The following is a 13,488-nucleotide window of genomic DNA, read 5'->3' on the forward strand; positions in this document are numbered from 1 at the left end:
AGTACGCACTTCAAAGTGCGTATGTCACCACGCGGTAGGAAGGAGCGGTCGATGCCGACGATGACGGCGGCCCAGAAGCGGGCACAGGCGAAGGTGGAGTACGACGCGTTCCTTGCCCGGTGCCCGAGCCGTCAGCTCCTCGACCGTATCTCCGACAAGTGGGTCGCCCTGGTCCTGGCCGCGCTCGGCAGCGACGGCCCGCATCCCGGCGAGGAGGACTGCGACGGCGACCCGCGACCGATGCGCTATTCCGAGCTGTCCCGCCGGCTGGCCGGAGTCAGCCAGAAGATGCTCACCCAGACCCTGCGCTCCCTGGAGCGTGACGGCTTGCTCACCCGCACGGTGACGCCCACCGTGCCGGTCACGGTCACCTACGAGCTGACCGACCTGGGACTCTCGCTGCACGAGGTCATGCGTGGCCTCAAGGTGTGGGCGGAGGCGCACATGGACGACGTACTCGCCAACCGCGAGGCGTACGACACCTCCGAGCGCGACGGACACGACACCGCCGACTCGTGACTTCGATGCCGAGACGTGCACCTATTCGCCGATTTGGCAGTTTTCTCGCACGTCTGGCCATCGAAGTCGGCGCTGTAGGGCCTGATCAGCGAAAGACCGGTCCGTCCTCGTCGCGGCATCGCCGGAAGACCGCACCTCCTGATCGCGGCCTTGACATGTCCAGCCACTGGGTATACTAATATACTCAATTCGCCTGGGACCGTCTGACCAGGCATGAAGTGCCACTAGGCCGAGGAGGGTGTGACCATGAGCCCGGCGAATATCGAGCACCACGGCCTCAGCACGATCTACGAGCCGGCCTCGGGCATCGCGGCGTCCTTCCGGCCGGTGGGCACGAACCTCAATTCCGGAGGGCTGTACGGCAGCGTGGTCCAGACCCTCGGACGCCGGATCGCCACCGGGGAACTGCCGGCGGGTACCCGGCTCCGGGTGGAGGACCTGTCGGTGGAATTCGGCGTCTCCCGGACGATCGTGCGCGAGAGCCTGCGCTCGCTGGAGGCCAAACGCCTGGTCGGCGCCCGGCCCAGGGTCGGAACCCTGGTCCTGCCCGTCGATCAGTGGAATCTACTCGATCCCGACGTCATCGGCTGGCGGCTGGGCGGGCCGTCTGCCGACGCGCTCATGACCGAGCTGCTTGACCTTCGCCGCGCGGTGGAACCGCTCGCGGCGCGCAGTTTCGCGAATCACCCCGACGACGAGGGTTTGCGTGCGCTGCGTGAGAGCGCCGAGCAGATGCGCCGGGCCGTTGACGACGGCGACTTCGGCCTGTTCAGCCAGGCCGACAGCCGATTTCACCGGATCGTCGTCGCGCATTCCGGCAGCCAGGTGCTGGGACAGCTGGTGGATGCCGTCGTAGCCGCGCTGCAGGCACGTGAACAGCTGCTGCTGATGCCCGAGCATCTAGACGAAGCTGTCGTGCGCTCACACGCGGCGGTGGTCGAGTGCATCGCCAACCAGGATCCCGACGATGCCGAGCATGCCGCCCGGCTCATCGTCGACGTGGCGTCGGACGAGGTCGCCCGCAAGCTGAAGGAGGGCACTCCGTGACAGAAGACCCCAGCGCATCCACCGGCCGGCAGTTCCACGAGCTGTCCCGGGTGCCCGTCGATCCCGACGCCGGCGTGGTGTACGAGTTCGGCTGGCAGTCGTGGTCGCCGAGCACGGCCTACCCCGTGTCGGCTGGCGGCGGGTTCCGCCCGACGCGCCCCGAGCTGCAAACGTCGTACTATCGCCGGGAGAAGCCCGCACCGGCAGCCGCCTTTCAAGGTGAGGGCCTGCTCGCGATCGAGCCGGCACCGGGCGAGCCGGTCCACGTCGTCGCCCTGCGCGACGGCCGGGCCGAGGTGCCGACCATCCGGGCGGAGCGCCGGTCAGACACTCTCCACGTCGCGGCCGACGGCGCCGTAGACCAGGTCGTCGACGACGGTCCGGGCGGCCTCTACGGCGCCCTCGCCCGGTTCGCCGACCGCTACATCGCGGCCGTGGGCACGCCGACGCTGCGGGACGTCCCGCCGATGTGGGCCAGCTGGTACCAGTACTTCACCGGGTTCACCGAAGACGACCTGATCCGCAATCTCGACGCGATGGACGCCCTCGACCTGCCGGTGGGCATCGTCCGCCTGGACGACGCCTTCCAGGCAGGTATCGGCGACTGGCTCGCCCCGTCGGAGGGGTTCTCGTCCCTGGACGGAATGATCGGGCGCGTTCTCGACCGGGGACGCCGGGCGGGAATCTGGACCGCTCCCCTGCTCGTGGGCGCCGAGAGCCGGACGTTCGCCGAGCATCCGGACTGGCTGGTCCGCGATGCCGCGGGCCGGCCGATCGTCGCGCAGCACAACTGGAACCAGGACTGCTACGTCCTCGACGCCACGCATCCTGCCGCCGCTGACTATCTGCGCGAGGTGTTCACCACGTATCGCCGATACGGCGCGACCTACTTCATGGTCGATTTCATGTACGCGGGCGCCATCGAGGGCGTCCGGCACGCCGACGTCGACGGCATCACCGCCTACCGCGACGCCCTCCGGCTCATCCGCTCCTGCATCGGTGACGACGCGTTGCTCCAGGCGTGCGGCGCGCCGATGTTCCCCTCCGTCGGTCTGGTCGACACCATGCGTGTCGGCACCGACGTGGCCCCGCACTGGTTCCCGCCCGGAGGCGAGATGTCCAGCCCGGCCACCCGGGCCGCCGTCGTGTCCACCGTCGGGCGCGCCTTCACCCAGGGACGGTTCTGGATCAACGATCCCGACTGCCTGGTGGCGCGCCCCCAGATCGAAGGACGGGAACGATGGGCCGAGGTGGTGGACCGCTACGGCGGGGTGCGGATCAGCAGTGACGGCCTGGACCAGCTCGACGATTGGGGCCTGGAGACGACACACCGGCTCCTGGTGCCGGCCCGGACGGCGCCGTTCGACCCCTCCCGGGTGCCGCTCGACACGAGCCTGTTCCAGGACACCCCGCCAACCGTCGAGCATTCGGCAGGTGCACCACGATGACATCCCCCGACCAGCCCACGACCGATCCCGAGGCCGGATCCGGCGCGCCCGCGCAGCTGCGTAGCCGCGTATGGTTCGCCGATCCCGGCAAGACCGGTTTCATCGCGCGATCACACCTGCGCGCGGCCGGCCTGACCGACGAGGCGTTCGACGGCCGTCCCGTCGTCGGCATCGCCAACAGCTGGTCCGAGCTGAACCCGTGTAACGGGCATCTGCGCGATGTCGCCGCCGCGGTGCGCCGTGGCGTGCTGGCCGCTGGAGGGCTCCCGCTGGAGTTTCCCACCATGTCCCTCGGTGAGCCGCTGATGCGGCCCACCACCATGCTCTACCGCAACCTGATGAGCATCGATGTCGAGGAAACGCTGCGGGCCAACCCGGTGGACGCCGTCGTGTTGCTCGGCGGGTGTGACAAGACCACGCCGGCGCAGTTGATGGGTGCGGCGAGTGTCGACCTCCCCACCCTCATGGTCACCGGCGGGCCCATGGTCTCCGGCTCGTTCCGGGGCGAGCCGATCGGCAGCGGCACCGATCTGTGGCGCTTCAGCGAGGACGTCCGTTCGGGACAGATGAGCTCCACCGATTTCACCGAAGCCGAGTCCTGCATCCACCGCAGCGCGGGACACTGCATGACCATGGGAACCGCATCGACGATGGCCTGCCTGACCGAAGCGCTCGGTATCCAGATGTCGGGTGGGGCGGCATTCCAGGCCGTCGACAGCGGTCGCCGCCAGCTCGCCGAACGGTCCGGACGCCGCGCCGTGCACATGGCCGGGCACGGCCCGCGGCCCTCGGCGGTGCTGACGCGGCAAGCCTTCGAGAACGCGGCGCGGGCGAACGCGGCCATCGGCGGCTCGACGAACGCCGTGCTGCACCTGCTCGCGCTGGCCGGGCGGGTCGGTGTGGATCTCACGCTGGACGACCTGGACCGGCTGGGCCGTGACGTCCCCCTCCTCGTCGACCTCAAACCGAGCGGCACGTACTTGATGGCCGAGTTCGAACAGGCCGGCGGCATGCCAGCCTTGCTGCACGAGCTCCTCCCCCTCCTGCACGCGGACGCGATCACCGTCGACGGGCCCACCCTCGGCGACGCGGTCCGGCATGCCGAGCGGTACTGGCCGGAAGTCATACGCGGTCTCGACGAGCCGGTGCTGCCTTCGGACACGGGAACGGCTGTGCTCCGCGGGAACCTGTGCCCGGACGGTGCCGTGATCAAGCAGTCGGCGGCCGAACCCCGGCTCCTGAAACATCGTGGCCGCGCTCTGGTGTTTGACGACGTCGAAAGCTACCTGCGGGCCGCCGAAGACCCGGCACTGGACGTCGACGCCGACTCCGTGCTCATCGTCCGCAACTGCGGCCCGCGTGGGTATCCGGGCATGCCAGAGATCGGCAACCTCCCGATTCCGGTCCGCCTGCTGGAGTCCGGCGTTACCGACATGGTCCGCATCTCCGATGCACGCATGAGCGGAACCTCCTACGGAACCGTCATCCTGCACGCCGCCCCGGAAGCCGCCGCGGGTGGGCCGCTGGCGCTCGTCCGGAACGGCGACATGGTGGCCCTCGACGTCTCCTCGCGGCGCCTCGACGTCGAGATCGACGATGCCGAGCTGGAACGCCGACGCGCGGAATGGTCGCAGCCCCCTCCGTCCCAGGATCGTGGATGGGCCAAACTGTACGTCGATCACGTGCTGCAGGCCGATCAGGGAGCCGACCTCGACTTCCTGGTCGGCAGCAGCGGCGACGCCGTTCCCCGGGTGCCGTTCTGATGTCCGCGCAGCCGGCCACATCTCCCGACCGGTCCGCACCTCCCCGGGGTATCAGCCCGGTCCTGCTGACGCCCTTCACCGACGACGGCGGCATCGACGAGTCCGGCTTCGTCCGCGTCGCCGACCACGTCCTGTCCCTGGGTGTGGGTTCGGTGATGTTTCCCGGGTTCGCGTCGGAAATGCTGGCCCTCTCCGAGCACGAGCGCGACACGCTCACCCACCTGCTCGTCGATCGGGCGGCCCGGTACCCCGGCGCCACCGTCATCGCATCCGTTCCCGACCACGCGACGTGGCACGCGACGCGGCGCACGGCGTCGCTGGTGGAGGCCGGTGTCGGCGCGCTCAACCTGCTGCCGCCACACCAGCTCGGCCCGCCGGGCGACGCCGTCATGGCACACATCGAGGCCGTGCTTGCCGCCGCATCACCCGTCCCGGTCATCCTGCAGTACGCGCCGGTGCAGACCGGGACCGTCCTCGATGTCGGCACCGTGTCCGCCCTGGCCGCCCGGCATCCGAACCTGGTGGCAGTGAAGGTCGAGTCACAGCCACCGGGCCGCACGGTCGCGGCCCTGCTCGGCGCCAGCCCGCCGCTCCCCTCGCTCGTCGGCTACGGCGGTGTGCAGATGCTCGACGCTCTGACCCGCGGCGCCGTGGGGGTGCAGCCGGGCTGTTCGTTCACCGAGCTCTACCTGGCGGTCTGGGCGCACCGGGAGGCCGGAGACCATGCCGCTGCCCGGGAGCTGCACACCCGCATGCTGCCGTACCTGTCCTACTGGATGCAGGACGTCGGCCTGATCGTCGCCGCCGAAAAGCTCATCGCCCACCGGCGAGGACTCATTCGCAGCGAGCATTGCCGCGCACCCGCCCGGCAGCTCGATGATGTCGAGCGGGACATGGTCGAGCTCTTCTGCACCGAGTTCGCCGACACGCTTCCGGAGGTTCCGTGATGACCAACCCGCACGACACCGGCGGCGCCGCGCACCAGGGCAGGCTCGCTGGCGAGGTTGTCCTGGTGACCGGCGGCGCACGCGGGATCGGCCGGGCGATCGCCGAGGCGGCGCTCCGTGAGGGTGCCCGGGTGGTGGCCGCCGACATCGACGACGACGCGGGAGCACGCCTCGTTGCTGACTTCTCGGCCAGGAGCGACGACCTCTGGTTCCGGAACGTCGACATCACCGACGAGGCCGCGGTGACGCAGTTGGTCGCCGAGATCGAGGACGGTCTCGGGGCCGTGTCCGTACTGGTGAACAATGCCGGGCGCAACGTCTACGACGATCCCGTCACCATGAGCGAACAGGATTGGGACAGCGTCTTCACCGTGGACCTCAAGGCCCCCTGGATCTGCGCGAAACACGTGCTGCCGGGCATGATCGCCGCCGGGTCCGGCTCCATCGTCAACATCGCGTCACTGCACGCGACGTTGACCATCGGTGGCATGTTCCCCTATGCGGCAGCCAAATCCGGGCTGGTCGGGTTCACCCGCAGCCTGGCCCTTGAGGTCGGCCGCCACGGTGTGCGGGTGAATGCCGTGAGCCCGGGATACATCCGCACCGCTCTGGTGGACGAGTACTTCGCACAGCATCCCGATCCCGGTGCGGAAGAGCAGGCGATCGGCGTGCAGCCGCTCGGCCGGCTGGGAACGCCGGCGGACGTCGCCGAGGTGGTGTGCTTCCTCGCGTCGTCCGCTGCCGCGTACGTCACCGGCGCGGACTGGGCCGTCGACGGCGGCCTCGGGGCGCGCTTCGCCTGACCGAACGGTGCATGATGGCTCGCCTCCCGATCGATGCCACATGATCGGCGCAGGAATGCGACTTCTTGGGTCTCTGGAACGTCCAGAGGCCCAACTGCGGCTCTGGACGTTCCTTAGACCCAAGAAGTCTTGATCAGTTCGAAGATCAGCCCGGGCGCCGCACGACGGCGACCCCGCGCGGCTCCAGCGCGAGCGCACCGCCGGCCGACATCGGCGGTCCGGCCAGGACGTCGCCGGACAGTCCCGGGACCTCCACGTGCCGCGCGGTGCGATTGACCAGGAACCAGAACTCGTCGGTGCCGTTCGTGCGGATGGCGAGCTCGACGTCTCCCCCGGTCCGGGGGCCGAGCTCGGCACTGATTCCGGCGGCCGTGAGCAGCTCGGCCAGTACTGGCGCGATCCCGCCGGCGCCCAGGCGGGTCGAGACGTAGGTGGCCGAGCCGTCGCGCACCGGTCTCCTGGTCACGGCCGCGCGCCCGGCGTGGTCCCCGGACGTGTACCAGGCCAGGACTTTCACCTCGGGGTCGACCAGGTCGATCCGATCCGTCCACAGGGAGCCGGTGGTGCCGTTGTCGAGTTCCACGACCTCGTCCGGCAGCAGTGGCGCGAACTCCTCGATCCGGATACCGAGAACGTCACGCAGCGCACCCGGATAGCCCCCGAGCCAGACGTGGTCGTTCTCGTCCACGATCCCGGAGAAGTAGGTCGTCACCAGGTGCCCGCCGCTGTCCACGTAGCTCGCCAGCTCCGCCGCGAGCGGCTGCGGCACGACATGCAGGATCGGCGCCACGACAAGTTCGTAGGTCGCCAGGTCGGTGCCCGTGGGTATCACGTCGGCACGCACGCCCAGGTCCTGCAACGCCGAGTACCAGTCGAGTGCCTCCTGGTGATACCGCAGGTACGAGGTGGGGTGCGAGTCCTGCTCGCTGACCCACCACGAGTCCCAGTCCACGAGGATCGCCACCCGGGCGGGTTTCCGATCCGAGCCGACGACGGGTGCCAGCGCGTCGAGCGTCTGCCCCAGCTCGACGACGGAGCGGAACACGGCTGTGTCCGCACCCGCATGCGGCACCATCGCCGAGTGGTACTTCTCGGCACCGGCCGCCGACTGGCGCCACTGGAAGAAGCAGACCGCGTCGGCGCCGTGCGCGACGTGGGTGAGCGAGTCCCGGATCATCTCCCCGGGCCGTTTGGCCAGGTTGACCGGCTGCCAGTTCACGGCGCTCGTCGAGTGCTCCATGAGAAACCACGGCCGGCCACCCGCGAGGTTGCCCGTGAAGTTCGCGCAGAATGCCAGCTCGTCCCGGCTCTGCTCGCCCGGGCGGACGTAGTGATCGTTCGAGACGAAATCGACCTCGCCTGCCCAGTCCGCGTAGTTCATCCCCTTCGTTCCTCCCATCACCATGAAGTTCGTGGTGACGGGGACATCCGGGGTGAAACGCCGCAGCACGTCCCGTTCGGCACACAGGTACTCCTTCAGCGCATCCGACGAGAACCGCTTGAAGTCCAGCTGCTGCGTGGGATTGGGATGCGATGCGGCCAGGCGCGGTGGCAGCACCTGATCCCAGCTGGAGTAGTGCTGGGACCAGAACGCCGTGCCCCACGCGTGGTTGAGCGCATCCAGGCTGGCGTAGCGCTGCCGCAGCCACGCGCGAAACGCGCGGGCCGCGTCGTCGGAATAGTCGTAGAGGTTGTGGCAGCCCAGCTCGTTCGAGACGTGCCAGGCGGCCAGCGCCGGATGCGTGGCGTAGCGTTCGGCCAGCGCCTCGACCAGCGCCAGGGCGTACTCGCGGAAGATCGCCGACGTCGGCCGCCAGTGCTGGCGGGCTCCCGGCCACACCGTCTCACCGGTCCGCGTGACGGGCAGGATCTCCGGGTGACGTGCCGTCAGCCACGGTGGCGGCGAGGCCGTCGCCGTGGCGAGATCCACCGCGATGCCGTTCGCGTGCAGCAGGTCCATCACCTCGTCGAGCCACGCGAAGTCCCAGCTGTCCTCATCGGGCTGGATCCGTGCCCAGGAGAAGATCGCCAGCGAGACGATGTTGACTCCCGCCTCCCGCATGAGGCGGACGTCCTCGTGCCACACGTCTCGGGTCCACTGCTCCGGGTTGTAGTCCGAGCCGTAGGCCATGCGAGAGCCCGGCATGCCCGTCGGCCAGCGCAGCCATCGGTGGTCGGTAGAAGGTGTCATACGTCGGTTCTCCTCCAGCGCCCTGCGGCGCGTGTGTGCGTTGTCGTTCGCTGGTGTCACCAGCTCGGCGCGGGCCCGTGACGCCACCGGCCGACGTCACATGGCCCACGGACGTCACGGGCCGGCCTCACTGGCTGACGTCGAACCCCTGGTCGGCAGCGAACGTTGTCAGTGCCTCCTGCCACTCGTGCAGCCCGTCGCTGATGGTGGTGTCGGAGACGTAGGCCTGGCCCACGGTGTCGTTGAAGATCGAGTGCGCGTAGACCTGGAACGGCAGGTAACTCCAGCCCTCGCGGACGTTCGCCGCCGACTCCGCGAAGATCTTGTTCGCCTGCTGGCCACCGAAGTACTCGAACTCGGTCTCCAGGAACTCGTCCGACTCCAGCTTCTCGACCACCGCCGGGAAGAGACCCTGGTCGATCTTCGTCTGCACGCCGTCGCCGGCATTCGCGTACTCGACGAACGCGTACGCCAGCTCCTCGTTCGCGTTCTCGCCGTCGCGCATCACGGCCAGCGCGCTGCCGCCGTTCTCCGCGCTGGCGGATTCGCCGTCCTCCCACTGCGGCAGGGGCGCCACCCGCCAGTCGCCGGAGGCGCCCGGGACGCCCGACTCGAAGTTCGCCGGCATCCACGCGCCGGCCGACAGCGTGGCGATCGTTCCGTCGGACAGTGCCTGGTACCACTCGTCGGTCCAGCCGTTGATCGGCGCCACGAGATCCTCATCGATCAGCTGTTGCCAGGTCTCGGCGTACGTGGTGGACCCCTCGTCGGTGAAATCGACGGTCACCTCGGTGCCGTCCACCTGGAACGGCTGGCCACCGGCCTGCCAGATAAGGCTGGTCGCCAGCCCGGCATCGCCGGTGTCGCTGGTGATGTACACGTCCGGGTCAGCCTCTTGCAGCTCCCGCGCCGCGTCGACGTACTCGTCCCAGGTGGTGGGCACGTCGACGTCGTGGGTGTCGAAGACCTCCTTGTTGTAGAAGAGCGCCATCGGCCCGGAGTCCATCGGCAGGCCGTAGACGCCCTCCCCCTGCGAGACCGAACTCCACGGACCCGGCGTGTACGTCCCCTCCAACTCCGCGGCGCCGAACTGGGCCAGATCGGTCAGCGCCTCCGCATGGACGAACTGGGCCAGGGCGAAGTACTCGATGTGCGCCACGTCCGGGATGCCGGAACCCGCGGAGATCGCGTTCTGCAGCGCCGTGTACTGGTCATCGCCGCTTCCCGCGTTCACCAGGTCGACGCTGACCTCGGGATACTCCTCTTCGAAGTCCTCCACCACCTGGTCGAGCGTGGGTTCCCATGCCCACACGGTGATCTCCCCACCTTCCTCGAGGGCGGATTCGAGGGACGCCTCGGCATCGTCGGCGGCTCCGCCCTCGCTGGTGCCCGAGTCGTCGGAGCCGCAGGCGGAAAGGGTCAACGCCAGGGCCAGGCCCACGGAGCATGTCAGGGCGAGCGGGTACCTCGCCGCGCGGTGTCGGTATTCGGTCATGTCGGTTCCTCTCATATCGGTGTCGGACATCATCTGCCGCTTCCCGCAGTCAGCCCGGATTGCCAGAAACGCTGGAGCAGCAGAAACGCCACGATCAGGGGGACGATCGTCAGCAGCGAGCCAGTGATCACCAGATTGAAGATCGCCTCGCCGCCGACCGTGGAGGCTTGCGAGTTCCACTCGTTCAGACCCAGCGTCAGCGGATACCAGCTGGAATCCCGGAGCATGATCAGCGGCAGGAAGTAGTTGTTCCAGGTCGCCACCATCGTGAACAGCAAGACGGTAACCATCCCCGGCGCCAGCAGCGGCAAGCTGACCTTGAAGAAGGTGCTGAACTCCCCCGATCCGTCCACCCGGGCAGCTTCCAGCAGCTCGGTGGGTATCGCCTCCAAGGCGTACACCCACATCAGGTACAGGCCGAACGGCGAGATCAGCGACGGGATGATGACCGACCACGGGGTGTTGGTGAGCCCGACTTCGCTGAACATCAGGAAGGTGGGCACCGCGAGCGCCGTCCCCGGCACGGCGACCGCCCCGATCACGATCGCGAAGACGGCACGCTTGCCGGGAAAGTCGAAGATGGCCAGGGCGTAGCCACCGAGAACCGCCAGGAAGGTGGCACCACCGGCACCGAGCACCACGTAGAGCACCGTATTCAGCAGCCAGCGCAGGAAGATCCCGTCGTCGTAGCTCAGCGTGTCGACGATGTTGTCCCAGAGCGCGAAGCCGTCGCCGAACCACAGGCCGAACGATCCGAACAGGCTCTCCTGGGTCTTGGTGGCGTTGATGAAGAGCCACACCAGCGGGACGAGGCTGTAGATCAGCACGATGCCGGTCAGGGCGGTGAGCAGCGGCCTGCGACGGGGACGCTCCACGGTGTAGTGGCGGCGCGCCCGCCGGCGCGTGGACGCGAGCGGGGTCATCGGCCGGCTGGAGGTCTTCCGCGCGCGATCCGGAAGGTGCGTGGTCACGCTTCAGCCCCCTTCCGCATGCCGCGCAGCTGCACGAGGTAGGCGATGACCATCGTGATGACCCCCATGATGATCGCCACCGTCGCGGCGTAGTTGTGTTGCTGGCCCGAGAAGGACAGCGAGAAGGCGTACATGTTCGGCGTGAAGCTGGAGGTGATCGCGTTCGGTGCGAGGCTTTGCAGGATGCTCGGCTCGTTGAAGAGCTGGAAGCTCCCGATGATCGAGAAGATCGTCGCGATCACGATGGCTCCCTTGATGGCCGGCAGCTTGATGGACGTGATGACACGCAGCTGGCTCGCGCCGTCGATCTCGGCCGCCTCGTACAGCGACGGCGGGATCACCCGCAGCGCCGCGTAGAAGATCAGCATGTTGTACCCGACGAACTCCCACGTCACGACGTTGCCGATGGAGATCAGGATGAGGTCCGGCGACAGCGGATCGGGGAACGAGATACCGAACGCGTCGTTGATGTTGGCCACCAGGCCGAACCGCGTCCCGTACATGAAGCCCCACATGAGCGTGGCGACGACGGCGGGCACGGCGTACGGCATGAAGATCGTGATCCGGAAGAAGCTCTTGCCGTACAGGCGGCCGCTGTCGATCGCGAGCGCGACCAGCAGGGCGAGGAACAGCATGATCGGAACCTGGACGGCCAGGAATATCGAGACCCGGCCCAGCGCCGCCCAGAATTGCGGATCGCTGAGCGCGCGTTGGTAGTTCTCCAACCCGATGAACGACGTGCCGCCGACCATCTGCTCGCGAAACAGGCTGAGATAGATCGAATATCCGATGGGGGCAAGGAACACGAGCGCGAAGACCGCCATGAACGGTCCCATGAAACCCCAGCCGATCCAGGAACGCCTTCGTCGCGGTCGACGCGATCGCGGCGTCGGTGACCCGGTCTCGGCCACGGGTTCGGCCAACGTTGTCATCCGGCTTCCTCGAAGTTGTCGTCCTGCGTCATCGATTCGTGTGCTTCGTCGATTCGGTGGTGCGGTGGTGCTGACCTGCGGCTACCCGTGGGCTGGCAGCCCCGGCCATCCGATGTTTACGTAAACATCAGGCGGGTCCGGATGCGATGTTTACGTAAACATGGATTAGCGTGATGTTGTCACCGTTCCCGGCAGGCGTCAAGACTCCATCACCGAGCTGTGACACTCGCCCACGGCGGCACCCGAATTACCGAGCAGGAGCACGGAGTGATGATGAGCCAACACCCCGCCGACGACGCGCCTGGCCAGCGGCGGCCGGAATCGGATGGCACGGCCACCCGTCCGGCGAACGGCGTGCACGCACCGCGTCAGCGGGTGTCGATGGCCGACGTCGCCCGGCACGCGGGCGTCTCGTCGCAGACCGTGTCGCGCGTCTCCAACGGTTACCCGGGGGTGGTGGATTCCACCCGCCAGCGCGTCCTCGCCGCGATGCGCGAGCTCGGCTACCGGCCCAACAGCGCGGCCCGCGCGCTCAAGAGCGGGGAATTCCGCACCATCGGGGTCATCCTGTTTACCCTGGCCACCACCGGCAACGTGCGGACCCTGGAAGCGATCACCACATCTGCTGCGCGCGAGGGTTACGCCATCACCATCATCCCCGTCGCGGTTCCCACCCAAGACGGCGTGCACGGCGCGTTCACCCGGCTCGGCGAGCTGGCCGTCGACGCCGTGATCGTTATCATGGAGGTCCACCTGCTCGACACCTCGACCGTCACCTTGCCCCCTGGGGTCCCGGTAGTGGTCGTCAGCGCCGACGCCGGAGACCGCTACAGCGTCGTCGACACCGACCAGGCCGACGGCACCCGGCAGGCCGTCCGCCACCTCCTCGACCTCGGCCACCGCACGGTGTGGCACGTCGCCGGCCCGGAAGAGTCATTCGCCGCCGGGCACCGCGCCGATACGTGGCGCGCGATCCTCGAAAGCGACGGACGCCCCGTCCCGCCGATGCTCCGTGGAGACTGGTCGACCGAATCCGGATACCAGGCAGGGTTGCAACTCCTCCGCGAATCCGGATGCACCGCCGTCTTCGTCGCCAACGACCAGATGGCGCTCGGCGTGCTCCGGGCGTTCCACGAAGGCGGACGGCGCGTCCCCCACGACGTCAGCGTGGTCGGATTCGACGACATCGCCGAAGCCAGCTCCTTCATCCCGCCGCTCACCACCGTCCACCAGGACTTCACCGAGACCGGACACCGCTGCGTCGAAGGCGTGCTGCGGCAGATGCGCACCGACGCGCCCGAGCGCGGCACCACCCTGGTACCGACCTGGCTCGTCCCCCGCGCGAGCACGGCGCCGCCGCCGGCATGAACCC

General features: G+C 68.4%; 11 protein-coding genes. 7 read left to right on the plus strand and 4 right to left on the minus strand.

The genetic code is table 11. From position 1 onward, the window contains the following. Positions 1–51 precede the first annotated feature (51 nt). The 6 genes from DPM12_RS06320 to DPM12_RS06345 all read left to right on the plus strand — a co-directional run bounded on the left by DPM12_RS06320 (position 52) and on the right by DPM12_RS06345 (position 6,527). Positions 52–519 carry a winged helix-turn-helix transcriptional regulator gene (locus tag DPM12_RS06320; protein WP_112257416.1) on the plus strand — a complete coding sequence of 156 codons (468 nt, stop codon included), beginning with the start codon at positions 52–54 and terminating at the stop codon, positions 517–519. Between the two features lie 246 nt (positions 520–765). Beyond that, positions 766–1,566, plus strand: coding sequence for a FadR/GntR family transcriptional regulator (locus DPM12_RS06325; RefSeq protein WP_123788467.1), 801 nt, complete (start codon positions 766–768; stop codon positions 1,564–1,566). Further along, positions 1,563–3,014: a glycoside hydrolase family 36 protein gene (locus tag DPM12_RS06330; RefSeq protein WP_211658534.1), complete on the plus strand. Its 1,452-nt coding sequence runs from the start codon at positions 1,563–1,565 to the stop codon at positions 3,012–3,014. Before DPM12_RS06325 ends, DPM12_RS06330 begins: the two co-directional genes overlap by 4 nt. Continuing rightward, the gene (locus tag DPM12_RS06335; protein WP_112257418.1) at positions 3,011–4,777 is read left to right on the plus strand and encodes a dihydroxy-acid dehydratase; all 1,767 of its coding nucleotides are present in this window, start codon (positions 3,011–3,013) and stop codon (positions 4,775–4,777) included. Before DPM12_RS06330 ends, DPM12_RS06335 begins: the two co-directional genes overlap by 4 nt. Further along, positions 4,777–5,724 carry a dihydrodipicolinate synthase family protein gene (locus DPM12_RS06340; RefSeq protein ID WP_112257419.1) on the plus strand — a complete coding sequence of 316 codons (948 nt, stop codon included), beginning with the start codon at positions 4,777–4,779 and terminating at the stop codon, positions 5,722–5,724. The genes DPM12_RS06335 and DPM12_RS06340 overlap by 1 nt, the downstream gene beginning before the upstream one ends. Continuing rightward, the gene (locus tag DPM12_RS06345; protein ID WP_112257420.1) at positions 5,724–6,527 is read left to right on the plus strand and encodes an SDR family NAD(P)-dependent oxidoreductase; all 804 of its coding nucleotides are present in this window, start codon (positions 5,724–5,726) and stop codon (positions 6,525–6,527) included. The genes DPM12_RS06340 and DPM12_RS06345 overlap by 1 nt, the downstream gene beginning before the upstream one ends. 145 nt (positions 6,528–6,672) lie before the next feature. Here DPM12_RS06345 and DPM12_RS06350 read toward each other — a convergent pair whose 3' ends face one another. The 4 genes from DPM12_RS06350 to DPM12_RS06365 all read right to left on the minus strand — a co-directional run bounded on the left by DPM12_RS06350 (position 6,673) and on the right by DPM12_RS06365 (position 12,116). Then, the gene (locus DPM12_RS06350; RefSeq protein ID WP_112257521.1) at positions 6,673–8,718 is read right to left on the minus strand and encodes a beta-galactosidase; all 2,046 of its coding nucleotides are present in this window, start codon (positions 8,716–8,718) and stop codon (positions 6,673–6,675) included. 127 nt (positions 8,719–8,845) lie between these two features. Then, positions 8,846–10,213: an ABC transporter substrate-binding protein gene (locus tag DPM12_RS06355; protein WP_112257522.1), complete on the minus strand. Its 1,368-nt coding sequence runs from the start codon at positions 10,211–10,213 to the stop codon at positions 8,846–8,848. A gap of 29 nt (positions 10,214–10,242) precedes the next feature. Next, positions 10,243–11,136 carry a carbohydrate ABC transporter permease gene (locus DPM12_RS06360; RefSeq protein WP_112257523.1) on the minus strand — a complete coding sequence of 298 codons (894 nt, stop codon included), beginning with the start codon at positions 11,134–11,136 and terminating at the stop codon, positions 10,243–10,245. Positions 11,137–11,180: 44 nt separating this feature from the next. Then, the gene (locus DPM12_RS06365) at positions 11,181–12,116 is read right to left on the minus strand and encodes a carbohydrate ABC transporter permease (protein WP_112257421.1); all 936 of its coding nucleotides are present in this window, start codon (positions 12,114–12,116) and stop codon (positions 11,181–11,183) included. A gap of 381 nt (positions 12,117–12,497) precedes the next feature. On the opposite strand from DPM12_RS06365, the gene DPM12_RS06370 reads away from it, so the two are divergent. Beyond that, the gene (locus tag DPM12_RS06370) at positions 12,498–13,484 is read left to right on the plus strand and encodes a LacI family DNA-binding transcriptional regulator (protein ID WP_112257524.1); all 987 of its coding nucleotides are present in this window, start codon (positions 12,498–12,500) and stop codon (positions 13,482–13,484) included. The last annotated feature ends 4 nt before the right edge of the window (positions 13,485–13,488 follow it).

Origin of the sequence: Phytoactinopolyspora halophila (assembly GCF_003287285.1) — a bacterium.
Taxonomy (GTDB): Bacteria; Actinomycetota; Actinomycetes; order Jiangellales; family Jiangellaceae; genus Phytoactinopolyspora_A; species Phytoactinopolyspora_A halophila.